The organism is Kitasatospora sp. NPDC087315, assembly GCF_044744345.1.
Taxonomy (GTDB): domain Bacteria; phylum Actinomycetota; class Actinomycetes; order Streptomycetales; family Streptomycetaceae; genus Kitasatospora.
Map to the genome: position 1 here is coordinate 406,322 of NZ_JBIUYD010000002.1, position 23,159 is coordinate 429,480.

The window sequence follows — 23,159 nt, forward strand, 5'->3', positions numbered from 1 at the left end:
CCGTCAGATGTGCGGGACATCCTCGGGGATGTCGTAGAAGGTCGGGTGGCGGTAGACCTTGTCGCCGCTGGGGTCGAAGAAGGCGTCGCGCTCGTCTGGGGTGGAGGCGGTGATCGCGTCCGAGCGGACCACCCAGAGGCTGACGCCCTCGTTGCGGCGGGTGTAGAGGTCGCGGGCGGCGAGCAGCGCCATCCGCTCGTCGGAGGCGTGCAGCGAGCCGACGTGGACGTGGTTCAGGCCGCGCCGGGGGCGCACGAACACCTCGTACAGGGGCCAGCCGGCCTTGGACTCGGTCACTTTCCGTTCTCCTGTTCCGCTTCGGCTTGCGCCTGGTTCGCCTGCTGTTCGGGGCGACGGCCTTCGGATCCGTCGGCTGCGGATCTCGGGTGCCCCGCGGATCGGTGCCCCACGGGCCGGTCCTCCGCAGGTCGGTCCCCAGCCGATCGATGCTCCGCCCGTCGCTTCTCCGCGTAGGCGACCGCCGCCTCCCGGACCCAGGCGCCGTCCTCGTGGGCGGCCCGGCGGCGGTCGATCCGCTGGGCGTTGCACGGGCCCTGGCCCTGGATGACCCGGGTCAGCTCCGACCAGTCCGGCTCACCGAAGTCCCAGCCGCCGCGCTGCTCGTTCCAGCTCAGCGCGGGGTCGGGGAGGGTGACGCCGAGGTGCTGCGCCTGCGGGACGGTCATGTCGACGAAGCGCTGACGCAACTCGTCGTTGGTGTGCCGCTTGATCCGCCAGGCCATCGAGCGGGCGGTGTTCGGCGAGTCCGCGTCCGGGGGCCCGAACATCATCAGCGACGGCCACCACCAGCGGTCCACCGCGTCCTGGACCATCCGCCGCTGGGCGTCGGTACCGCGCATCAGGGTCATCAGCAGCTCGTAACCCTGGCGCTGGTGGAACGACTCCTCCTTGCAGACCCGGACCATGGCCCGCGCGTACGGGCCGTAGCTGCAACGGCAGAGCGGCACCTGGTTGCAGATCGCGGCGCCGTCGACCAGCCAGCCGATCACCCCGACGTCGGCGAAGGTGAGGGTCGGGTAGTTGAAGATCGAGGAGTACTTCTGGCGGCCCGAGACCAGCTTCTCGGTCAGCTCGGCCCGATCCACGCCGAGGGTCTCCGCGGCGGCGTAGAGGTAGAGGCCGTGGCCGGCCTCGTCCTGGGCCTTGGCCAGCAGGATGGCCTTGCGACGCAGCGACGGGGCACGGGTGAGCCAGTTGCCCTCCGGCTGCATGCCGATGATCTCGGAGTGCGCGTGCTGGGCGATCTGGCGGATCAGGGTCGCCCGGTAGGCATCGGGCATCCAGTCCCGGGGCTCGATCCGCTGCTCGGCGGCGATCACCGCCTCGAACCGGTCCTCCTGTGTCCGCGCGGAGACCGGTTCGGCCACCTCTGCTGTCATCACGGTCCCCTCTCGCGTGCACACGTCGGCTGTCGCGGGGCCTCACGGTTCCCGGGCCCGGCCACCGACTGACCGTTCGGTCGGTTCCATTGTGCGCGGCGAGGCGGCGGCCTGACAAGGGAGCCGGGCCGTCCGCGCCTCACGGGCGCGAACGCCGACGGTCGCGCCGGGGCGCGCGGCGCTGCTCAGGGGCGGCACCGGGCGGCGTCACCACTCGCGCCCCGGCCCTCCCGGTGCGGCTAGCGCAGGCCTTCCAGCCGCTCGGCGCGGGCGGCGCGCTTGGCGAAGACCTTCTCCTTGCGGTCCTCCACCTCACCCCCGACGAACCCGCCGGCCTCGGCGCCACCGTCCGCGCCCTGCTCGCCCCGCACCGACAGCGCGACGCCCGGCCCGGCACCCGTCCGGTGGCCGCCGTCACCCGACTGTTCCCGCTCCTCGACGACCGGACCGGCGACGACCAGGCAGGCGACGACCGGGTAGGCGACGACCGAATCGGCGCTGGGCGCGACGGCGATGCCCCGGCGGACGGTGAGCGGTCCGCCGAGGACGGGCCCCGATAGGCCCCGGACGAAGGGGGCCCGCCGCCCGGCCGAAGCCGAGGGGCGGGCCCCCTCCCGCCGCACGAAGCCGCTCAGCCCTCCGAGCGGTCCCGCAGGCGCGGCAGCGGAACCGCGAGGAGCGCCGTCAGCAGCGCGATCCGGGGAGCCAGCTGATCGATCCGGATGTGCTCGTGCCGGGCATGCGCCCCCGCGCCGACCGCACCGAACCCGTCCAGCGTCGGCAGACCGCGCGAACCGGGCAGGTTGGTGTCGCCCGCCCCGCCCGCCGGAGCGCCGTCGAGCTGCTGGCCGAGCACCGCCGCGAGCGAACGGACGTGCCGCAGCAGCGGATTGCCGGAGCGTTCGGGCCAGGCCGGCCGGCTGGACAGCACCTCCGTCCGGACCTTGGCCCCCGGGCGCTGGGCGGTCAGCCGGGCCAGGTTGTCGAGCGTGCGGCGCTGCGCCTCCATGGTGGCGAAGCGCAGGCCGAGTTCGGCCTCGGCCCGGCCGGCGATGACGTTCGCCCGGGTGCCGCCGCTGATCCGGCCGGCGTTCAGCTCGGTGCCGGGCTGACAGACGAGCCCGCGGACCGCGACGAGCTGGTCCACGAGTTCGTCCACCGCGGAGACGCCGTCGGCCGCGTCGTTCCCGGCGTGCGCCTCGCGACCGGTGACGGTGAGGCGCACCCGGGTGCTGCCCCGGCGGGCGGTCTTGAGCCGACCGTCCGGGTGGGGCGGTTCGAGCCCCAGGACGGCGGCCGCACCACGCAGTTGGCGTTCGACCAGGCGCTTGCCGTCCGGGCTGCCGACCTCCTCGTCGGAGACCACCACCAGGCGGACGGTGCGGTGCGGGCGCTGGCCGAGGTCGGCGAGCAGGGCGAACGCGCCTTCCAGAATGGCGAGTCCACCCTTCATGTCGACCACGCCGGGGCCGCTGAGCACGCCGTCCTGCTCGGTGACGGGCCAGTCGGCCAGGATGCCGGCCGGCCAGACGGTGTCATGGTGGCCGACCACGAGGAGGTGCGGCAGGCTTTCGTCCTGCCCGTCCCACTGCAGCACCAGGTGGTCCCCGGCGGGGCCGGACTCGCGGCGGGCGGTGGCGCCGGTGGACCGGAAGCCTGCGGACAACTCTTCGGCGAGGGCGTCGAGTCGGGGCGCGTCGCCACTGGGGGACTCGATCCGGGCGAGGTCCGCGCAGCGTCGGCGGACGGCTCCGGCCAGCGTGCGGGCGCGTGAGCTGATGGCCTGCGGAAGGCCCGGGAGGGCGGTGGTGAGGGCGGGTTGGGTGTCACCGTCGGTGGTCGCCGATGCGACAGCCGACGTGACAGCCGAGGTGGTCGCCGTGGCGGACGGTGCTCCGGTCAGCAGTGCTGCTGATGGCGGCGCGGTGGGTGGTGCGGTGGGTAGTGCGACGGCCGGCGCGGTGGCCGGTGCGGTGGCCGTCGCCGCCGATGGTGCGACTGCCGGACGGGAGACCGGACGAACGGCCTCCGTGGCAACTGCGGTGAGGGTGGCGGTAACAGCGGCGGCGGCGGCCATGGTGCCGGGGGCGGACGCGGGTGCGGGGTCGGTGGTCACGGTCGGCGCGCCGGGCGGCCGAACGGCTTGGGGACTCAACGCTCGCCTCCGCGGCCGCCGCCGGTATTCAGTGGCCGAACCGGCCGGCCGGACCAGCCCGGGTGCCCGGACCAGCCCGGTCGCACGGCCCCGGTCAGACGCACGGTCCGCCAGGACGGCCCGTCTGGCCCAAGTACGGTGGAACGGCTGGGCGGCATGCTTGGCATTGCGTCCTCCTCGCTCGATCCGGGGGCCCTGGTTGGCCCGGAGCCCCCGTGGACGGCGGCTTCGAAGCGGCGGGCGCAGCGACCGCACCGCCACAGGGAAGCCGAGATGTGAGCCTAGAAGAACCGTTCGGCTTCCTGCGAGGTGGCCCTGCTCCCAGCACGCCGGGGGGCCTGGCCCCGCCTCGGGCGCCCGTCGGAGAACGGCGGCAGGCGCACGGCGCGCGGGCCTGGATCGGCGCGCGAGCGCGGTCGCCGGATCGCGCCCATCTCCACCATGGACCCGGCGCCCGGGTTCGGCAGCACAAATCGCCAAGGCACGGCTTTTCCACGCCGGATGGGTGACAGCCGCTCAGCATTCGGTACCAGGCGGCGGTCCGTCGCCAGCCCCTCGGCGGGGGCGGAGGGAGGCGTGCTCGTGGTCCCTCCGGCGCCTGTGCCAGGGGTGGCGCGCGGACGGTCGGGCCCACCACCGTCACACCGGTTGCCGTCGGGGGCGGGCGGCGTCGGGGCGGTCACCGTCGGGTCAGTCGGCGCCGGATCAGTCGGCGCCCTCGACGAGCCCGGCGTCGCGGGCGAGCAGTGCGGCCTGGACACGGTTGCCGACGCCGAGCGCGGTGAGGATCCGGCTGATGTGGGCTTTGACGGTGCTCTCGCGCATTCCGAGCACGGAGGCGATCTCCGCGTTGGAGAGCCCGCAGGCGAGTTCGCCCAGCACCTCGGTCTCGCGCGGGGTGAGCGCGGCGACACGGCCGCGGGCGGCGACCGATCGTGGCGCACCGGCACGGTGGTAGCGGTCTATGAGGCGGCGAGCGGCGGCCGGGTGCAGCATGCCCTGGCCGTCGGCCACGATGTGGACCGCCCGGACGATCTCGGCGGGCGGGGTGTCCTTGAGCAGGAAGCCGTCGGCACCGGCGGCGAGCGCCTGGTACACGTACTCGTCGAGGTCGAAGGTGGTGAGCGCGATGACGCGCGGGCCCTCGGGCAGCTCGCGCAGTCGGCGGGTGGCGGCGATGCCGTCGAGTCTGGGCATCCGGATGTCCATCAGCGCGACGTCGATGCGTTGGCGGCGGGCCAACTCGACGGCCTGCAGCCCGTCGGCGGCCTCGGCGACCACGGTGAGTACCGGGTCCTGGGTAAGCAGGTCGACGAGGCCGAGCCGGACCAGCGCGTCGTCGTCGACCACCATGGTGCGGATCATGCGGGTTCCCTCGGTGGCTGCGGGTGCGACGTGACGTGCGGGTAGGGCGTGGGCTGCGGGTAGGGCATGGGCTGCGGGTACGGGGGCGGTGCCGGCTTCCGGACGGATGCGGGCGGGCGCCTCGGTGACGGAAGTTGGGCGGCGAGGCGGAAGCCACCGTGGCCGTCGGGGCCCGCATCGAGGTATCCGCCCAGCGCGCCGACCCGTTCGGTGAGCCCGACCAGCCCGTATCCACCGCCGGTACAGGCTCCCGACGGTGCCGGTTCGCCCGGGCCGTTGCGCACCTCGACGCTGGTCGCCGGGGCACCGTACCGGACGCGGACCGTCACTGGTGCGGCGTGTGCGTACTTGCGGGCGTTGGTCAGTGCCTCCTGCACCACTCGGTGAACGGCCAGGCGGTGGGTGGTGGGGATGCTCTCGGGATCGCCGACGAGGGCGAGTTCGACCGTCTGTCCGGCCTCCCTGGCCTCGCCGACGAGTTCGGTGAGGTCGCGCAGCGCCGGTGCCGGTACGCGGACGGGTCGTGACCCCCCGGCCTCGCCAGGGCCCACGGGCGGGGACGCGGAGAGCGACGGGGACGGGCGAGGGGGCACAGGTCGCACGGCGACGACCGCCGAGACCCAGTCGCCCGTACGATCCCCCGCGTCCCCGGTGCCCCCGGTGTCGTGGACGTCTCCGGCGTACTTGGGGTACTCGGTGTCTCCGGGGCCGGCCGGGGACCGCGGTTCGGCCCGGAGCGCACCGAGGACGTCACGCAGGTCGTCGAGCGAGCGGGCGGCCGTCGTCCGCAGGAGTTCCAGCCGGTGCGCGAGCCGGGCGGGGTCGTCGGCGACCGTCCCGGCCTGGGCCTGGTCCCGGAGGACCCCGGCATGCAGCACGAGCAGACTGAGGCGGTGCGCCAGTACGTCGTGCATCTCCCGTGCGATCCGGGATCGTTCCGCGGACCGGGCCTGTTCGGCGCGGAGCTCGCGTTCACGACGCAGCACGTCGACCTGGTCGTGCAAGGTCTGGATCAGGACGCGGCGGCCGTGCAGCCAGAGACCGAGGGAGAGGGCGGCGGCCTCGACGAGAAGTTGTGAGCCGGTGGTGCCCACCCAGTCGATGACCGAGTCGGCGCGGGCGGCGCTGACCAGGGCGATGACGACGCCGCCCACCATGGCGAGGCCCAAGCGGCCGGTGGAGGCGAGGTTGTAGACGCTGAACAGGCCGGGGAGGGCGCGATTGAGCACACCTGCGGTGAGGATGGGGAGGACCGCGGAGGCGACTGGGTAACGGCGGACGAGGAGGAGGGAGAGGGAGGCGAGGGCGGCTACGACGGTACGCAGGAAGCGGTAGGAGTCCTCGGTGCTCGTCCAGTGGACGACGGTTTCTTCGGCGGTCAGGGTGAGGACGGCCAGCAGGAACAGCGTCTCGATCCACCAACGGTGGCCGGGTGCGTACCAGCCGAGCAGAGCGCGGCGCACGAACGACCGTTCATCCGGGTCACGCGGGACGGGCACGTGGCCCGGGTATGCCTGGCGCGGCGTTTGCGGCTGATACGGCGGTTGGCCCGGGTGGTCCGGGTGGTCGGCTCGGCCTGTGCTCAATCGGTCTCCTCCCTTCGGTCTGGCCCGATGCTACGGTCGGTTCCCAAGGCGGCGCCCCCTACCTTCGGCCAGCGGTGTCCTCGACTTTCGTCGGGGGTCGTCGCCACTCGTCGGCCGATTCGCGTGGGGCCAGGCGCTTCTAGCTTCGATGGTATGACGACAGATCAGCCCCGCCCCGCCCCGTACGCCCGCTCTTCGTTCGCCGCCCCGGGTCGGACCGGCGGCGACCTTCTGCTCTTCCTCCGCGAGGCGCTGCGCACGTTCCACAGCACGGGCGCGCTGGCGCCGAGCGGGGCGGACCTGGTGAACGCCCTGGTGGTCCCGGTGACCAGCCGCCCCGATCGGCCGCTCTCGGTGCTGGAGGTCGGCGCCGGGACGGGGGTCGTGACCCGGCGGCTGGCCGAAGTGCTGCGCCCGGGCGACCGGCTGCACGTCGTCGAGGCGAACCCCCGCTTCGCCGAGCGGCTGCGGGAGGATCCGGAGCTGGTCCGGCGGGGGCCGGGGATCGACCTGCGGCTGTCCGCCTGCCGGGTGGAGGAACTGCCGGAGTGCCGGCCGCCGGCGCCGGACGGGGGCGGGCCCGCGGGTGAGCGGTACGACGTGATCGTCTCGGGGCTGCCGTTCACCAACTTCGAGCCGGCGCAGGTGCGGCACGTGCTGGACCTCTATCTGCGGCTGCTGGTGCCCGGCGGCGAGCTGACGTACTTCGGGTATCTGGGTACCACTACGGCCCGGACGCTGACCTCCGGGCCTCGGCGCGGGGCGCGGCACCGGGCGGTGGTGCGGCTGCTGCGGCGGTTCGAGGAGGTGTACGGACTGGGGAACCGGACGGCCTGGCGCAACCTGCCGCCGGCCCGGGCCCATCTGCTGCGGGCGCCGGGCGGCGAGCGGCGGATGTCAGACGACAGGTGACGGGCGGCGGGTCACTGGCGGCGGGTAACAGATGACAGAAAACAGAAAACGGATAACAGATATTGAAATCTGTTACCTGTCGTGCCACAGTTGAACCCAGCCCGCCATCCCCGCCCTACGCGCCACCGACCCGCAGGAGCACCCGATGTCCGCCACTTCCCGAATCCCCCGGCGCACCCTCGGCACCACCGGCCCCAGCACGTCCGCCATCGGCTTGGGCTGCATGGGCATGTCAGGCCTCTACGGCCCGGCCGACGAGAGCGAAAGCGTCGCCACCATCCACGCCGCACTCGACGCGGGCGTCACCCTGCTCGACACGGGTGACTTCTACGGCATGGGCCACAACGAGCTGCTGATCCACGACGCGCTGCGCGGCCGCGACCGTGAGGGCGTCCAGATCAGCGTGAAGTTCGGCGCCCAGCGCGGCCCCGACGGCCAGTGGCTCGGCTACGACGCCAGCCCGGCCGCCGCCAAGACCGCCCTCGCCTACACCCTGCGCCGCCTGCGCACCGACTACGTCGACGTCTACCGCCCGGCCCGACTGGACCCGAACGTTCCCGTCGAGGAAACCGTCGGCGCGATCGCCGACCTGGTGAAGGCCGGCTACGTCCGCCACATCGGGCTCTCCGAGGTCGGCGCCGACACCCTGCGCCGCGCCGCCGCCGTCCACCCGATCAGCGATCTGCAGATCGAGTACTCGCTGCTCTCGCGCACCATCGAGGCCGAGATCCTGCCCGCCGCCCGCGAGTTGGGCATCGGCGTCACCGCGTACGGTGTGCTCTCGCGCGGCCTGCTCAGCGGCCACTGGAACAACGACCGCGTCCTGGCCGGCACCGACTTCCGCGGCCACAGCCCGCGCTTCCAGGGCGACAACCTCGCCCACAACCTCGCGCTGGTCGAGGCCCTGCGGGCGGTCGCCACCGAGAAGGGCGCCGGCGTGGCACAGGTCGCGATCGCGTGGGTCGCCTCGCGCGGCGAGGACATCGTCCCGCTGGTCGGCGCCCGCAGCCGCGACCGCCTCACCGAGGCACTCGGCGCACTGGACATCACCCTCACCGCCGCCGACCTCGCCGCCATCGAGGCCGCGGTGCCCGCCGGATCCGCCGCCGGGGACAGGTACGCTGCCGCTCAGATGGCCCATCTCGACAGCGAGCGCTGACCGGCGTCCCCGCCGCTACCGGTTCGCCGCCGAGCCCGGGCCGTCCGACCGCCTTTGCCCGCCAGCCAGCAGCACCGTCCGCCGCCCCGATGGCGGACGCACCACCCGTAAGGACGTACCTCCCGTGACCACGGACAGCGCACTCACCCCCGAGCAGATCCTGAGCGCGACGGAGGACGTCCTCAGGCGGTTCGGCTCGGCCAAGGCCACCGTCTCGGACGTCGCCCGTGCCCTCGGCGTCAGCCACAGCAGCGTCTACCGCCACTTCCCGAGCAAGGCGGCGCTGCGAGAGGCTGTCACCCAGCGCTGGCTCGACCAGGCGCACAACAACCTCGCGTCCATCGCCATCGAGCCCGGCCCTGCCGCCGAGCGCCTGCACCGCTGGCTGGCAACGCTGTTCGCCACCAAGCGGAAGAAGGCGGTCGACGACCCGGAGCTGTTCGCCACCTACATGAAGCGGTCCGCCGAGACCAGCGACACCGTCGAGGCCCACATCGAGACCCTGGTCGGCCAGATCGCCCAGATCGTCCAGGACGGCATCGAGACCGAGGAGTTCAGGCTCACCCACGTCGGGTCGGTCTCGCGGGCCGTCTTCGATGCGACCGCGCACTTCCACGACCCCGCGTACGCCGCCGAGTGGTCCGACCCGAAGGCCCAGGAGCGCTTCGAGGCCCTCTGGGCCCTGCTCCTCGCCGGCCTCCTCGCCAAGCGCTGACCGTATGGGCCCCCGTCACGACGGGGGCCCATACCCGACCGCGGGCGCACAACCGCCCTCCCGTCACTCCCGCACGCGATTCGACCTCCTCGACGGCACTCGCGAGGCGCCCCCGTCGGCCCCGTCCAGGAAATTCGCTCGCCCGTCCGCGCCGCGGCCCGGCAGACTGCGGCACTCGGTCGATCTCACCTGGAGGATGACATGCGTGCCACCGGCCCCGCCCTGGACAGTCTGCAGGGGCTCGCGCTCGGCGATGCCTTCGGTGACCGCTGGTTCTCCGTGCCCGTCAGCGAGGCGCCCGCCGCGCTGGCCGCCCGGCTGACCCGCCCGGGCCCCTGGCACTGGACGGACGACACCGCGATGGCACTCGTCGTGCTCCGCCACCTGATCGCGTACGGCGAGATCCAGCAGGACGCTCTGGCAGGGGAGTTCGCCGAGGAGTACGTCACCGCTTACAACCGCAAGTACGGCCCGTCGATGCACCGTGTGCTGCGCGAGATCGACCTCGGCGGCGACTGGCGGGCCGTGACCTCCCGGCAGTTCGATGGCCAGGGGTCTTACGGGAACGGCGCGGCGATGCGGGTCGCCCCGCTCGGCGCCTGGTTCGCCGACGACCTCGACGCCGTCGCGCGCCAGGCCGAACTCCAGGCGCTCACCACACACTTCCACCCGGAGGCGGTGACCGGCGCGGTCGCCGTCGCGCTGGCGGCGGCGTTCGCCACCCGCAGCCGCGGCCAGGACCCGCCCGGCCGGGCCGAATTGCTGGTGGAGGTCGCCGGCCGACTGCCCGACAGCGACATCCGCTCCGGCCTGCGGATCGCCGCCCGCCTCCCCGAGCACAGCTCCGTCCGGCACGCGGCGAACGTCCTCGGCTCGGGCTTCCGCATCTCCGCCCCGGACACCGTGCCGTTCGCCCTCTGGTCCGCCGCAGGGCAGTTGGACTCACTGCCCGAGGCCATCTGGCGGACGCTGGAGGGCTGGGGCGACATGGACACCACCTCCGCCATCGCCGCCGGGGTGGTCGCCGCCCGCACCGGACTCGCCGAGGTCCCCGCCGAGTGGCTGGCCACCCGCGAGGACCTGCCCGCGTGGGTCACCGAGGCCTCGCCGACAGCCTGGGCGGCGACCCGGGCGGCGGAGCCGGAAGCGGGAACAGGCCCCGCGGCCGGCCCCGTTCCCGGTCAGCGGCGGGAGTTGCCGAAGATGAGGCGGTAGGCGATCAGCAGTACCAGCGCGCCGCCGATCGCCGAGACCCAGGTGGCCAGGTCGAAGAACTGCGCGGTCACCGACCGGTGCAGGAACCGCGAGGAGATCCAGCCCCCGACGAAGGACCCGGCGATGCCGATCAAGGTGGTCACCACCAGGCCGCCCGGGTCCTTCCCCGGCAACAGCAACTTGGCCAGAGCCCCGGCCACCAGGCCCAGCACGATCCACGCGACGATGCCCATGTGTCCTCCCATCCTCCAGTACGGCGGCCCCAACCGGGCCGCCCTGCCTCGAAGGACGCCCCCGACCACCCCTCCGGTTCCACCCCCGGAGGCGTGGCACTCCGGGCCGCCCCACCCTTCCCCGCCATACTGCCGCCATGCACATCCTGATCGCCACCGCCGGTTCCCGGGGCAACGTGGCCCCCTTCACCGGGCTCGGCGCCCGCCTCCACGCGGCCGGCCATCAGGTGGCCGTCGCCACCCACACGGCCTTCGCCGACTCCGTACGGGCGGCCGGCCTGGAGTTCCGCCCCCTCCCGATCGACCCGCGCGCCGTCCTCGCCTCCGCCGGGGGCCGACGCCTCCTCCAGGCCGGCGCGGGCCCCCGCGCACTCATCCAACTCCTGCACCCGAGCCGATCGTTCATGCCAGCCCTCGGGGAGGAATCGCCGAGGCCACCACCCAGGGCGCCGATCTCCTGCTCACCACCGGCACCACGGCCGCCCTCGGCCAGGTCGCCGCCGAGGCCGCCGGCATTCCCTGCATCGCCCTCCGCCTCCAGCCCCTCTCCCCCACCCGGGAGTTCGCACCATCCGTCACCGGTACCCGCTCACTCGGCCGCACCGGGAACCTGCTCGCCGGCCACGCCGTCCAGGCCGCCACCGACCGCCTCTTCGCTCCCGCCGTCCGCCATCTGCGCCGCCGGCTCGGCCTGCCCCGCCACGGCACCGCGCGCACCCAGCACACCCAGCCCGTCCTGCACGGCTTCTCATCCACCGTCATTCCCCGGCCCGCCGACTGGCACCCCGGCCTCGACGTCGCCGGCTACTGGTGGCCCCACCCCGACCCCACGTGGCAACCCCCGCCCCGCCTGGCCGACTTCCTCGCCGCCTGTCTTCGTCGGCTTCGGCAGCCTGGTCGTCCCCGATCCCGACCGCCTCACCGCCACCGTCCTGGCCGCCCTGCGTGCCGCCCGGGTCCGGGCCGTCGTCCAGTCCGGCTGGAGCGGCCTCACCGCACCCGACAGCGACGACGTCCTCACCATCGACGACACCCCGCACCACTGGCTCCTCCCCCGCACGGCCGCCGTCATCCACCACGCCGGCGCCGGCACCACCGCCGCCGCCCTCCGCGCCGGTACCCCCACCATCCCCGTCCCCGCCCAACTCGACGCCCCCTTCTGGTCCGCCCGCCTCACCCGCCTCGGCGTCACCCCCGGCCCCGTCCCCCTGAAGACCCTCACCCCCGCCCGCCTCGCCGCCGCCATCCGCCGGACCCTCGACACCCCGCAGTACCACCAGCACGCCCAGGTCATCGCCACCACCCTGGCCAAGGAGGACGGCACCACCAAGGTCCTCGCCACCATCGACCGGTTGGCCGACTGACCTCTGACGCCCACCACCATCCGCTCGATTGACACCCTTTAACCGACTATGACCCCAATGCCCAGTTCCCAACAAGTTGCAGAAAACCGCCCCGCCCCCCGATAAACTCGCACGTCACGAAGACTGCTCCCCGCCCGCGCGGGGCTGGTCCCGGTGCGATCTCCGAGCGGATCGATGCCACTCACCCGCACGGGCCGACCCCGGGGCGCGGGCGGTGTACCCGTAGGCGTCGGCGCCGGGCGTCCGGAGTCTCCAAGTACTGGTGGCGTAGCAGGAGATCAGACCGACGGCCCGGATCGGACAGATATCGGTACCCGTAGCCATTGCCGAAACCCCAGCGAGCCTCAACCAGTCGATTTCTCTCAGCTCCGGACTTCAAACCACGTCCTCCAACATCGTCTGCGTTCAATCATCCCGTGATCGAACGGGCCTCCGGACTGCCCCTCGTCGGCGCGCGGCTCTCGCCTGCGGCGCGGCTGGTGTGGGCGAAGCACGACGAGAAGACGCAGGCGTGGCTGCCGTTGTGGCGGCATCTGGCGGACAGTGCGGCGGTCACGCGGCTGCTGTGGGACGAGTGGGTGCCCGCGAATGTACGGGGGCTGTTGGCGGAGGCAGTCGGGGGGAAGGACGAGGACGCCCGGGCGCTGGCCGTGTGGCTGGCGGCGACGCACGACATCGGGAAGGCGACGCCCGCGTTCGCTTGCCAGGTGGTCGGCCTGGCCGATCGTATGCGGGACGCAGGCCTGGCCATGCCCACCGCGAAGCAGTTCGGGGACGACCGGCGGATGGCGCCGCACGGGCTCGCCGGGCAGCTCCTCATCCAGGAGTGGCTGGAGGGAAGCCCACGGGTGGCCGCGGCGGGCTGCTGGGCAGTTCGCGGTCGTGGCCGGGGGGGACCACGGGGTGCCGCCGGGGTTTCGCAGATCCATGATCTCGACCTCAGGGCCGACCTGCTCCGAACGCCCGGAGAGAGTGAAGCCCTCTGGCGCTCGGTCCAGTTCGAACTGCTCGACGTATGGACGGCGGAGTGCGGAATGGACGGCGCCCTGGCCGTTCTCCGTACGGTCAGGCTGCCGCAGCCGGCCCAGGTACTGCTGACCGGCCTCGTCATCATGGCCGACTGGATCGCCAGCAATCCCGAGCTGTTCCCCTACTTCCCCGAGGAGCGTCCACGTTCCGAGGCGGAGCGGGTCACCGCCGCCTGGCGTGGGCTCCAGCTGCCACCCCTTTGGGAACCCTCCGAACCGCAGGGCACCGCCGCCGGGTTGCTGCTGTCCCGGTTCGACCTCCCGCCCACCGCAAGGCCCCGGCCGGTCCAGGAGCAGGCGGTCGCGCTCGCCCGCGAACTGCCTTCCCCAGGGCTGATGGTGATCGAGGCCCCGATGGGTGAGGGCAAGACCGAGGCGGCCCTGGCCGTCGCCGAGATCTTCGCCGCCCGACGTGGGGCGGGCGGGTGTTTCGTGGCGCTGCCGACCCGGGCCACCAGCAACGCGATGTTCTCCAGGCTGACCACCTGGCTCGACCACCTCCCCGGGAACGGCGAGCGGGCGGTGTTCCTGGCCCACGCCAAGGCCTCGCTCCACGACGAGTACGCCGGGCTCATGCGGGCCGGACGGCGACAGATCGAGGCGGTGGACGTCGACGGACCCCACCACAGCCACGAGGACGGCAACGGGGACGGCGACAAGGACGGCCGCGCCCGGCAGCGACCGGGCGGAGGCCGACACCCGCAGAGCCGGAACGCCGGGCTGATCGCCCACCAGTGGCTGCCGCCGACTGCCCGGTCGGCCTGCGCGGTCTGCTGACCAGGTGGCTGCTGGAGATCTCTCCCGGCGTCTTCATCGGCAATCCGTCGGCCCGGATCCGCGAGGTGCTCTGGGACGAGGTCAGGAAGTACACCGGCAAGGGCCGTGCGCTGCTGGCGTACACCACCGACAACGAGCAGGGGTACGCCTTCGCGACGCACGACCACAAGTGGCACCCCGTCGATCACGAGGGCCTGACGCTGATCCATCGCCCGGCCGACCGCACCCCGGTCCGGGCACCCGGCCGGACAGCACCCGGCCAGGCAGCACCCGGCCAGGCGGCATCCAGCCGGACAACCCCTGGCCAGGCCCCCGACGAGCAGTCCGCGAGAGGCTGGAGCAAGGCCTCCAAGCGCCGCCGCTTCGGCTCGCGGTAGCCGGCCGCCGGCCCGGCCCCCACAAGGCCCTCCGACAGGGTCATCGAAGCCGGCGCCGGGCGCCGAGGCTGAGCCCGCTGTACAGCAGCAGCGAGGCCGCGAAGCCGATCGCCCAGCCGTAGTCGGCGAGCGGCTTCAGCTGCGGCACCAGGCCGTCCACCGGGAACGGGCCGCCGTAGGCGCCGCCGACGGCGAGCAGTCCGCCGACCAGGAAGGCGGTGACGGCCCGCCAGTTCCAGCCGCCGGTGTACCAGTACGCGCCGTGCGGGCGGTAGAGGTCGGCGAGGCGGAGCCGGGTGCGCCGCAGGAGCCAGTAGTCGGCGATGAGGACGCCGGCGACGGTGCCGAGCAGGCCGCCGACGAAGCCGAGCCAGCTGAAGATGTAGACGTGCGGGTCGGAGATCAGCTTCCAGGGGAATATGGCGATCCCGATGACGCCCGTGATCAGCGCGCCGGTGCGGAAGTTGACCAGGCGGGGCAGCAGGTTGGCGAGGTCGTAGGCGGGTGAGACGACGTTGGCGGCGATGTTGACGGAGAGCGTGGCGACCAGGACGGTGAGCAGGGCGAACAGGATGCCGACCGGGTTCTCCATCTTGGCCGCGAGTTCGATCGGGTCCCAGACGGGCGCGCCGTAGACGGCCTGGGAGCCGGAGGTGACCAGGACGGACAGCAGCGCGAAGAGGGTCATGGTGGTGGGCAGACCGAGGGCCTGTCCGCAGATCTGGGCGCGCTGGCTGCCGCCGAAGCGGGTGAAGTCGGGGATGTTGAGCGAGAGGGTGGACCAGAACCCGATCATGCCCATGAGGGAGGGGAAGAAGACCTTCCAGAATTCGCCGCCCCAGCCGAGTTCGGACGGCCGGTCGAGCAGCGGTCCGAGGCCGCCGGCCTTGACGGTGATCCACGCCAGCAGGGCGAACGCGCCGACGAGGACGAAGGGCGCGGCCCAGTTCTCGAAGCGGCGCAGGGTGTCCATGCCGCGGGCGATGACGGCCATCTCGACCGCCCAGAAGATCAGGAAGGAGAGCCACTGCGTCCACGGGTAGCCGCCGAATTCCCCTGCGGTGCGCCAGGATTCGCCGAGGATTTTGCCGGTGAGCAGGAAGATGCCCTCGCCGCCGATCCAGGTCTGGATGCCGAACCAGGCGCAGGCGACGGCGGCCCGGACGAGGGCGGGCAGGTTGGCGCCGCGCAGTCCGAAGGAGGCCCGGGCGAAGACCGGGAAGGGGATGCCGTACTTGGTCCCGGCGTGGCCGGTGAGCAGCATCGGGACGAGCACGACGAGGTTGGCGAGGGAGATGGTGAGGACGGCCTGTTTCCAGTCCATGCCGAAGGCGATGAGGCCGGAGGCGAGGGTCCAGGAGGGGATGTTGTGGGCCATGCCGACCCAGAGGGCGAGGAAGTTGTAGGTGGTCCAGGTCCGCCGGGCGACGGGGACGGGCCGCAGGTCGTCGTTGGTGAAGGCGTTGTCGGGGAGCGGGACGGCCGGGTCGGGTTCGACCCGGCCGTCGGGGTGTTCGGTCTGGCCCGGGGATATGGCGGTGGCGGATCCGCCGTCCCCGGGTTCTCCGGTCGCGGGGGTGGCGGTCATCCGCTCGTCTCCCGCCCGGGTCGCCCGCCGGACGGTCCCCCACCCGTCGGCCGCCCGCCGGCGAGGTGCGGGATGACGTCGGTGCCGTAGGCGTCGATGGTCGCCTCGACGGCATCGTGCATGGCGTAGACGGCGAACTGGTCGACGCCGAGGGCCCGGAGCTGTTCGAGGCGGGCCAGTTGGGCGTCCGGCGGGCCGATGAGGCAGAAGCGGTCGACGATCTCGTCGGGGACGAACGCGGTGTCGGGGTTTCCGGCGCGGCCGTGGTGGCTGTAGTCGTAGCCCTGGCGGCCCTTGATGTAGTCGGTGAGGGCGTCGGGGACGAGGGCGGAGTGTTCGCCGTAGTGGGTGACGAGGTCGGCGACGTGGTTGCCGACCATCCCGCCGAACCAGCGGCACTGTTCGCGGGCGTGGGCGAGGGCGGCCGGGGAGTCGTCGGCGGTGACGTAGGCGGGGGCGGCGACGCAGATGGTGAGGGTGTCGGGGTCGCGGCCGGCCTCGGCGGCGGCGTTGCGGACGGCCTTGACCATGTACTCGGTGAGGTAGGGGTCGGCGAGCTGGAGGATGAAGCCGTCGGCCTGGCGGCCGGTCAGGGCGAGGGCCTTGGGTCCGTAGGCGCCCATCCAGACCGGGAGGGCGGCGCCTTCGCGGACCCAGGGCAGGTGCATCTCGGTGCCGTCGACCTCGACGGTGCGGCCTTCGGCGAGTTCCTTGATGGCGTGCATGGCCTCGGAGAGCCGGGCGAGGGTGGCGGGGTGGCGGCCGGCGACGCGCATCGCGGAGTCGCCGCGGCCGATGCCGCAGACGGTGCGGTTGCCGTACATGTCGTTGAGGGTGGCGAAGAGGGAGGCGGTGACCTCCCAGGTGCGGGTGGAGGGGTTGGTGACCATCGGTCCGACGGTCAGCCGCCGGGTCTCGGCGAGGATCCGGCTGTAGATGACGAAGGGCTCCTGCCAGAGCACGCAGGAGTCGAAGGTCCAGCCGTGGCTGAAGCCGGCCTGTTCGGCGCGGATCATGCGGTCGATGAGCAGGCGGGCGGGCGGGTCGGTCTGCAGGACGAGGCCGATGTCCATGGGTGCTCCTGAAAACGGGTGTGGCCGCCCGGGGCCGGGCCACGGCCCCGGGCGGTGGTGAGGGGAGACGGACGGATCCGAAGAGTCCGGTCGGATCAGGTCGGATACAGCTCAGGTACTGGCGGCTCAGGTCAGGTACTGGCAGGTGTCGCGGCGCAGGAAGGTGCCGTGGCCGGTGCGGCCGAGCCAGTCGCCGTCGTCGAGGACGACGGTGCCGCGGGAGAGCACCGTGCGGGCACGGCCGGTGAGGCGGCGGCCCTCGTAGGCGGAGTAGTCGACGTTCATGTGGTGGGTGGCGGCGGAGACGGTCTGGACGGCGGTGGGGTCGTAGACGACCAGGTCGGCGTCGGCGCCGGGGGCGACGGTGCCCTTGCGCGGGTGCAGGCCGAACATCCGGGCGGGGGTGGTGCAGGCGATCTCGACCCAGCGGCGGCGGGTGAGGTGCCCGTCGACGACGGCCTGGTGGAGGAGGTCCATGCGGTTCTCCACGCCGGGCAGGCCGTTGGGGATCCTGGAGAAGTCGCCGCGGCCGAGCTCCTTCTGGCCCACGTAGCAGAACGGGCAGTGGTCGGTGGAGACCACCTGGAGGTCGTTGGTGCGCAGGCCGCGCCAGAGCGCTTCCTGGTGCTCGCGCGGGCGCAGCGGCGTGCTGCACACGTACTTGGCGCCCTCGAAGCCGTCGGTGCCGGTCTCGGCGAGGTTGTCGGTGGAGAGGAAGAGGTACTGGGGGCAGGTCTCGCCGAAGACGTTGAGGCCGGTGTCGCGGGCCTGGGCGATTTCGTGGAGTGCCGAGGCGGCGGAGACGTGGACGACGTAGAGGGGGCTGCCGGCGACCTGGGCGAGCTTGATGGCCCGGTGGGTGGCCTCGGCTTCGAGGAGTTCGTGGCGGACCTCCCCGTGGTGGCGGGGGCCGGTTCTCCCGGCGGCGACGGCCTGTTCGACGAGGACGTCGATGGCGATGCCGTTCTCGGCGTGCATCATGATCAGTCCGCCGTTGGCGGCGCCGCGCTGCATGGCGCGCAGGATGCGGCCGTCGTCGCTGTAGAAGACGCCGGGGTAGGCCATGAAGAGTTTGAAGGAGGTGGACTCGCCGGAGCCGACGAGGGCGTCCATCTCCTTGAGGACGCCCTCGTTGACGTCGGAGACGATGGTGTGGAAGGCGTAGTCGATGGCGCAGTTGCCGTCGGCCTTGGCGTGCCAGGTGTCGAGGCCTTCGCGCAGGGAGCCGCCGACGGGCTGGACGGCGAAGTCGACGATGGTGGTGGTGCCGCCCCAGGCGGCGGCGCGGGTGCCGGTCTCGAAGGTGTCGGAGGCGGCGGTGCCGCCGAAGGGGAGTTCCATGTGGGTGTGGGCGTCGACACCGCCGGGGATGACGTAGTGGCCGGTGGCGTCGATGACGGTGTCGGCGGTCCAGGCCTGGGCGGTGTCGCTGCCGGTGGTGGCGAGGGCGGCGATGCGTTCGCCCTCGATCAGGACGTCGGCGTGGAGTTCGTCGGTGGCGGTGATGACGAGGCCGCCGCGGATGACGGTGCGGGTGGTCATGGCCGGTGTCCTCCTCACGCCTCGGTGAGCGGTCCGTAGGCCTCGGGTCGGCGGTCGCGGTAGAACGCCCACTGCCGGCGGACCTCGCCGATCAGGTCGAGGTCGAGGTCGCGGACGACGAGTTCCTCCTCCTTGTCGGAGGCGACGTCACCGACGAACTGGCCGCGCGGGTCGACGAAGTAGGAGGTGCCGTAGAAGTCGTTGTCGCCGTACTCCTCGGTGCCGACGCGGTTGATGGCGGCGACGAAGTACTCGTTGGCGACGGCGGCGGCGGGCTGTTCGAGCTGCCAGAGGTAGGCGGAGAGGCCGCGGCTGGTGGCGGAGGGGTTGTAGACGATCTGGGCGCCGGCCAGGCCGAGGGCGCGCCAGCCCTCGGGGAAGTGGCGGTCGTAGCAGATGTAGACGCCGACCCTGCCGACGGCGGTGTCGAAGACGGGCCAGCCGAGGTTGCCGGGCTTGAAGTAGTACTTCTCCCAGAATCCCTTGACCTGGGGGATGTGGTGCTTGCGGTAACTTGCCGAGGTAGCTGCCGTCGGCGTCGATCACGGCGGCGGTGTTGTAGTAGACGCCGGGCTGCTCCTCCTCGTAGACCGGGACGACGACGACCAGGCCGAGTTCGCGGGCGAGGGCCTGCATCCGGACGACGGTGGGACCGTCGGGGACGGGCTCGGCCCAGCGGTAGTGCTCGGGTTCCTGGACCTGACAGAAGTACGGGGCGTTGAAGACTTCCTGAAATCCGATGATCTTTGCGCCTTGGGCGGCGGCCTCGCGGGCGTACCGCTCGTGGAGGGCGATCATCGTCTCCTGATCACCGGTCCACCGGGTCTGGACGAGGGCGGCGCGGACGATCTGCGACATGGGTACCTCCGCAACTTCGCGGCCCGACTGCGGGGTTGGGCCTGCGGTCTGAGGGTTGACGGGGCGGATCTGCCTGTGGGTCCACGGTCGTTCCCCCCGCCGCCGTCCCGGTCCTGGCAATGGACGACCACAGGGGCCCACACGGTGTCTACGTGCGTAGAACGTGGTGCGTAGACCGTAGGCCCGGCCTCGGTGGCCTGACAATACGTCGGACGGAACGCGGCCGGGGCGATCCTGTTGCGCGGACACGCGGGCACCCCTGGATGGGATGAAACGCTCATCTACCCCGCAGCCAACTTCCTTACTCATTCGGGTGAATCCAGGCGCGCGGTGTGCGGGGTCTCGCGCGTCGGGGTAAGACGCGCCATGATGCTGCTCCGATCCGTCACCGAGCGGCGGCGGACAGTGACTTCGGCCGCCCGTCCGACCGGCCTGACGGCTCGGTCCCGACTCTGTTCACGGGGGAGGTGGAGATGACGGCCGCACCCGACGCGCCCGGTTCCCGGGTGGCCGCGCCCGCTCGGCCGGAGCACACCCTCGGCCGGCTGCCGTCCTGGATCGGCCGGGCCGAGGAGGCCGACCGGCCGACGCCGATCCCGGCCTGGGCCGGTCTGCTGCTCGGTCTCGGCACGCTGCTGCCACTCGCGCTGGGCTGCCTGCTGTTCGGCCGCTGGGCGCCCGCCGTGCAGGACGTGCGCCTGCAGCTGGCCGGCTCCCGGGCGGCCGCCGAGGCCGTGGTCACCGGGCGGATCGGGGAGTACCGCGCCGCGCTGCGGGCCGACTACTGGCTCCTCGGCGGCTACTCCCTGACCCTGGCCGCCGTCGGCCTGCTCGGCGCGTACGTCCTCGGCCGGCCGCGCCAGCGGCTGGTCGCGCTCGCCGCCGGCGGCGCCGGGCTGCTCGCGGGCGCCTGCGACCTCGCCGAGGACGTGCTGCTCGCCGCCGGGCTGGGGCGGCTGGGCCCCGGCCGGGCCGGCTCCGACGCGCCGTTCACCGCCGCGACGGCCCTCTCCACCGTCAAATGGCTGCTGCTGCTCCCCGCGGGGGCGATCGCCCTGACCATCCTCGCCGTCACCCTCTCCCGCGCCCTGCGCGCCACCCTGCCGGGCCTCCGGCGGCGCCCGCGCCCGAAGGGCGGCGGCGTTCCACCCGAACGGGGCGACGACACCGACCGGGCCACCGGCCCCCGACCGGACGGCGACACCCGGCCGGACGGCGACACCGCCGGCCCCGAGCTGATCCCGCCCTGGCCGGTCGCCACCGCCCATGACGGCCGCTGGCCGTCCGGCCCCCGCGCCCACGGACCGCTGGACCACCAGGCCCGCTGGCGCAACGGCACCCAGGTGCCGCCGGGGCGGGAGCACGCCCGGCTCGGCTTCTGCGTCTCCGGCGGCGGCATCCGCTCGGCCTGCGTCACCCTCGGCGCGCTCCAGGCCCTGCGGCCCTGGCTGAAGCAGGCCCGCTACCTGGTCTCCGTCTCCGGCGGCGGCTACACCGTCGGCGCGCTGCAACTGGCGCTCAGCGACTCCGCCCCCGGCTGCCCGGTGCACGCCGTCTCCGGTCTGACGGCGGACAACGTGCTGGAGCCCGGCTCCCCGGAGGAGGACCACCTCCGCCGCCACGGCCGGTACCTCGCCGACGGCGCCGGCCAGTGGCTGGTCGCCCTCGGTACGCTGCTGCGCGGCCTGGTCGCGGCGCTCACCCTGCTGCTGGCGGCCGTCCTGGTGCTCGGCCTCGGGCTCAGCCGCTTCTACCAGTTGGTCCCGCTGACCGACCTGGACGGCCTGGCCGCCGTCGGCCTGCGGACCGGCGGCGCCCACCCCGGCGCCCTCGGCGTCCGCCCGGCCGCCCTGTACGCGCTCCTCGGGCTGCTCGTGGCCGCCGCCGTCTGCTGGCTGCTCTGGCTGCTGGCCTTCTCGCTGCTCGGCTGGAACACCCTGCTGCCACGCGTGCTGCGCCGGACTTCCTACGCCGCGCTGGCCCTGGCCGCGCTGCTGGTCCTCGACGTGCTGGCGGTGCCGGGGCTCGCCTGGGGCGCGGTCCGGCTGCAGGACGAGCTGGCGATCGGCGCGCGGCAGACCGGCGCGGGCCTCAGCCTCACCGTCCTGCTCAGCTATCTGGCGCTGCTGCTCGGCATACTGTGGCGCGGGCGCCGGGCGATCGAGCACGGCGCGGCCGCGATCGGCGGCCTGCTGCACGGGGCCCGCCGGCTCGGCGGCGGGCTCACCGGTGGAATCGCCCAGTACCTGGTGGTCTGGGCGGCCCTGGCCGCGCTCTCGACGGGCGCGCTGCTCGCCCTCGGCTGGGCGGTCGCCACCGGCCACGCCTGGCCCGCCGCCGCCCAGGTGCTGCTGCCCCTCGTCCTCGCCACCGTCGGGCTCAACCTCGACCAGACCTGGATGAGCCTGCACCCGTTCTACCGGCGCCGGCTCGCCTCCGCCTTCGCCGTGCGCCGATCCACCGAGGGCGGCGAGGTGCTGGCCCGGCCGTACCACTTCTTCCGGGAGCAGACCCGGCTCACCCACTACGGGGCCCGGCACCCCGACTTCCCCCAGGTGATCTTCGCGGCGGCGGCCAACCTGTCCGGCAGCTCCCGCACCCCGCCCGGGCGCCGGGCGGTCTCGTTCACCTTCTCGCACGACTACGTGGGCGGCCCGGACGTCGGCTACGCGCGGACCGACCTGCTGGAGCGGCGCACCCGGCGGCACATCGCCCGGGACCTCACCGTGCAGTCCGCGATGGCCGTCTCCGGCGCCGCGTTCTCCTCCGCGATGGGCCGTCAGTCCCGGGTGTACCAGGGGCTGTTCGCCGTCACCAACGCCCGGCTCGGCACCTGGCTGCCCAACCCCGCCGCGCTCGGTCCGCTCTGGACGGCCGCCCCGGACTGGCGCCGCGCGCCACAGCCCGCCGTCCGCCGGCTGCAGTACCAGCTGCGCGAGCTGTCCGGACGCTTCCCGATGGACGACCGCTTCCTGCTCACCACCGACGGCGGCCACTACGAGAACCTCGGTCTGGTCGAGCTGCTGCGACACGGCGTCCGCACCGCGGTCTGCGTCGACGCCAGCGGGGACACCGCCTACGCCGCCACCCTGGCGGCGGCGATCACCCTCGCCCGCGAGGAGCTGGGCATCGTCATCACCCTGCACGAGCCGGAGCTGCTGATCCCCGGCAGCGCCGCCCGGCTCCCGTCCCCCTCCGGCACCCGCCGGGGGGACCGGGCGGACGGCAGCCCCGACCCCGACGACCCGAACCGCCCGGCCGACCCGTCCGGCACACAGGGCGCGGACCGGCAGCCGCCGTTGCGCGGCCTCGCGGCGCAGCTGGCCGACCGGCTCTCCGCCCGGGCGGTCGTGACCGGGGACATCCGCTATCCGGCACCGCTCGACTTCGGGGACGGCGGCGGTGGATCCCACGGCACGCTGATCGTCGCCCAGGCGGTGCTCACCCCAGGCATGCCGTACGAGCTGCACTCCTACGCGGTGGCCAACCCGGCCTTCCCGAACGACAGCACCAGCGACCAGTGGTTCGACCACCGGCAGTTCGACGCGTACCAGACGCTCGGCCGCTACCTGGGTGAGCAGGCCGTGCCTGCGGTCAAGGCGGCGCTGGCCGGGCACAAGCCGGCTCCGGTGCCCGCCCAGCCGTCCCCCCAGTCGTCCGCCCAGGCCTCCACCCACGCCTCCAGCCAGGTCTCCGCCCGGCCTTCTCCCCCGCCCTCCGCCCCGTCGGCAGGTCCGAGCCCCGGCCCGGCCGCGTCCCGCCCTTCACCTCCTTCGCCTTCTCCCTTCCCCGAGGACGCCCACATGAGCCTG

18 protein-coding genes and 1 pseudogene are annotated in these 23,159 nt (G+C 73.3%); 8 read left to right on the plus strand and 11 right to left on the minus strand.

What is annotated here, in order from left to right; translation table 11 throughout:
• Positions 1-3 precede the first annotated feature (3 nt).
• The 6 genes from paaB to ACIO5D_RS04875 all read right to left on the minus strand — a co-directional run bounded on the left by paaB (position 4) and on the right by ACIO5D_RS04875 (position 6,383).
• On the minus strand, positions 4-297 hold the full coding sequence (paaB, locus tag ACIO5D_RS04850) for a 1,2-phenylacetyl-CoA epoxidase subunit PaaB (RefSeq protein WP_363608627.1): 294 nt from the start codon (positions 295-297) through the stop codon (positions 4-6).
• The gene (gene paaA, locus ACIO5D_RS04855; protein ID WP_400793945.1) at positions 294-1,400 is read right to left on the minus strand and encodes a 1,2-phenylacetyl-CoA epoxidase subunit PaaA; all 1,107 of its coding nucleotides are present in this window, start codon (positions 1,398-1,400) and stop codon (positions 294-296) included. Before paaA ends, paaB begins: the two co-directional genes overlap by 4 nt.
• A 239-nt stretch (positions 1,401-1,639) precedes the next feature.
• Positions 1,640-2,023, minus strand: a complete 384-nt coding sequence (locus tag ACIO5D_RS04860) for a hypothetical protein (protein ID WP_400793946.1) — start codon at positions 2,021-2,023, stop codon at positions 1,640-1,642.
• 8 nt (positions 2,024-2,031) lie between these two features.
• Entirely contained in the window at positions 2,032-3,516 is a 1,485-nt protein-coding gene (locus ACIO5D_RS04865) for a M20 family metallopeptidase (protein WP_400649727.1), read from the minus strand.
• A 744-nt stretch (positions 3,517-4,260) separates the two neighbouring features.
• The gene (locus ACIO5D_RS04870; RefSeq protein WP_363608635.1) at positions 4,261-4,920 is read right to left on the minus strand and encodes a response regulator transcription factor; all 660 of its coding nucleotides are present in this window, start codon (positions 4,918-4,920) and stop codon (positions 4,261-4,263) included.
• The gene (locus ACIO5D_RS04875) at positions 4,917-6,383 is read right to left on the minus strand and encodes a sensor histidine kinase (RefSeq protein WP_400793947.1); all 1,467 of its coding nucleotides are present in this window, start codon (positions 6,381-6,383) and stop codon (positions 4,917-4,919) included. The genes ACIO5D_RS04870 and ACIO5D_RS04875 overlap by 4 nt, the downstream gene beginning before the upstream one ends.
• 276 nt (positions 6,384-6,659) lie before the next feature.
• Here ACIO5D_RS04875 and ACIO5D_RS04880 point away from each other — a divergent pair, with 276 nt between their 5' ends.
• The 4 genes from ACIO5D_RS04880 (at position 6,660) to ACIO5D_RS04895 (ending at position 10,507) form a co-directional block, all read left to right on the plus strand.
• Entirely contained in the window at positions 6,660-7,418 is a 759-nt protein-coding gene (locus tag ACIO5D_RS04880; protein WP_363608639.1) for a methyltransferase domain-containing protein, read from the plus strand.
• Between the two features lie 145 nt (positions 7,419-7,563).
• The gene (locus ACIO5D_RS04885; RefSeq protein WP_400649733.1) at positions 7,564-8,577 is read left to right on the plus strand and encodes an aldo/keto reductase; all 1,014 of its coding nucleotides are present in this window, start codon (positions 7,564-7,566) and stop codon (positions 8,575-8,577) included.
• A gap of 124 nt (positions 8,578-8,701) precedes the next feature.
• Complete coding sequence (locus ACIO5D_RS04890; protein ID WP_400793948.1) at positions 8,702-9,292, plus strand: TetR family transcriptional regulator; 591 nt, start codon at positions 8,702-8,704, stop codon at positions 9,290-9,292.
• A 201-nt stretch (positions 9,293-9,493) separates the two neighbouring features.
• Positions 9,494-10,507, plus strand: a complete 1,014-nt coding sequence (locus tag ACIO5D_RS04895) for an ADP-ribosylglycohydrolase family protein (protein WP_400793949.1) — start codon at positions 9,494-9,496, stop codon at positions 10,505-10,507.
• Here the strand turns inward: ACIO5D_RS04895 and ACIO5D_RS04900 are convergent.
• Positions 10,474-10,740: a GlsB/YeaQ/YmgE family stress response membrane protein gene (locus tag ACIO5D_RS04900; protein WP_363608645.1), complete on the minus strand. Its 267-nt coding sequence runs from the start codon at positions 10,738-10,740 to the stop codon at positions 10,474-10,476. The genes ACIO5D_RS04895 and ACIO5D_RS04900 overlap by 34 nt on opposite strands.
• A 137-nt stretch (positions 10,741-10,877) precedes the next feature.
• Here ACIO5D_RS04900 and ACIO5D_RS04905 point away from each other — a divergent pair, with 137 nt between their 5' ends.
• From ACIO5D_RS04905 to cas2e, 3 genes are all read left to right on the plus strand, one after another.
• The gene (locus tag ACIO5D_RS04905) at positions 10,878-12,104 is read left to right on the plus strand and encodes a glycosyltransferase (RefSeq protein ID WP_400793950.1); all 1,227 of its coding nucleotides are present in this window, start codon (positions 10,878-10,880) and stop codon (positions 12,102-12,104) included.
• 416 nt (positions 12,105-12,520) lie between these two features.
• Positions 12,521-13,909 carry a CRISPR-associated endonuclease Cas3'' gene (locus ACIO5D_RS04910; protein WP_400793951.1) on the plus strand — a complete coding sequence of 463 codons (1,389 nt, stop codon included), beginning with the start codon at positions 12,521-12,523 and terminating at the stop codon, positions 13,907-13,909.
• Entirely contained in the window at positions 13,867-14,286 is a 420-nt protein-coding gene (gene cas2e / locus ACIO5D_RS04915) for a type I-E CRISPR-associated endoribonuclease Cas2e (RefSeq protein ID WP_400793952.1), read from the plus strand. Before ACIO5D_RS04910 ends, cas2e begins: the two co-directional genes overlap by 43 nt.
• Before the next feature lie 40 nt (positions 14,287-14,326).
• Here the strand turns inward: cas2e and ACIO5D_RS04920 are convergent, their stop codons facing one another.
• From ACIO5D_RS04920 to ACIO5D_RS04935, 4 genes and pseudogenes are all read right to left on the minus strand, one after another.
• On the minus strand, positions 14,327-15,874 hold the full coding sequence (locus tag ACIO5D_RS04920; RefSeq protein ID WP_400793953.1) for an NCS1 family nucleobase:cation symporter-1: 1,548 nt from the start codon (positions 15,872-15,874) through the stop codon (positions 14,327-14,329).
• Positions 15,871-16,947, minus strand: coding sequence for a TIGR03842 family LLM class F420-dependent oxidoreductase (locus ACIO5D_RS04925; RefSeq protein WP_400793954.1), 1,077 nt, complete (start codon positions 16,945-16,947; stop codon positions 15,871-15,873). Before ACIO5D_RS04925 ends, ACIO5D_RS04920 begins: the two co-directional genes overlap by 4 nt.
• A gap of 126 nt (positions 16,948-17,073) precedes the next feature.
• A complete protein-coding gene (gene hydA, locus ACIO5D_RS04930; protein WP_400793955.1) occupies positions 17,074-18,489 on the minus strand; it encodes a dihydropyrimidinase in 1,416 nt (471 codons plus the stop codon).
• A gap of 14 nt (positions 18,490-18,503) precedes the next feature.
• Positions 18,504-19,347 (minus strand): annotated as a pseudogene (locus tag ACIO5D_RS04935) (nitrilase-related carbon-nitrogen hydrolase).
• Positions 19,348-19,820: 473 nt separating this feature from the next.
• Between ACIO5D_RS04935 and ACIO5D_RS04940 the strand changes: the two are divergent.
• Positions 19,821-23,159: hypothetical protein (locus ACIO5D_RS04940; RefSeq protein ID WP_400793956.1), on the plus strand; the 3,339-nt coding region annotated here is incomplete at its 3' end.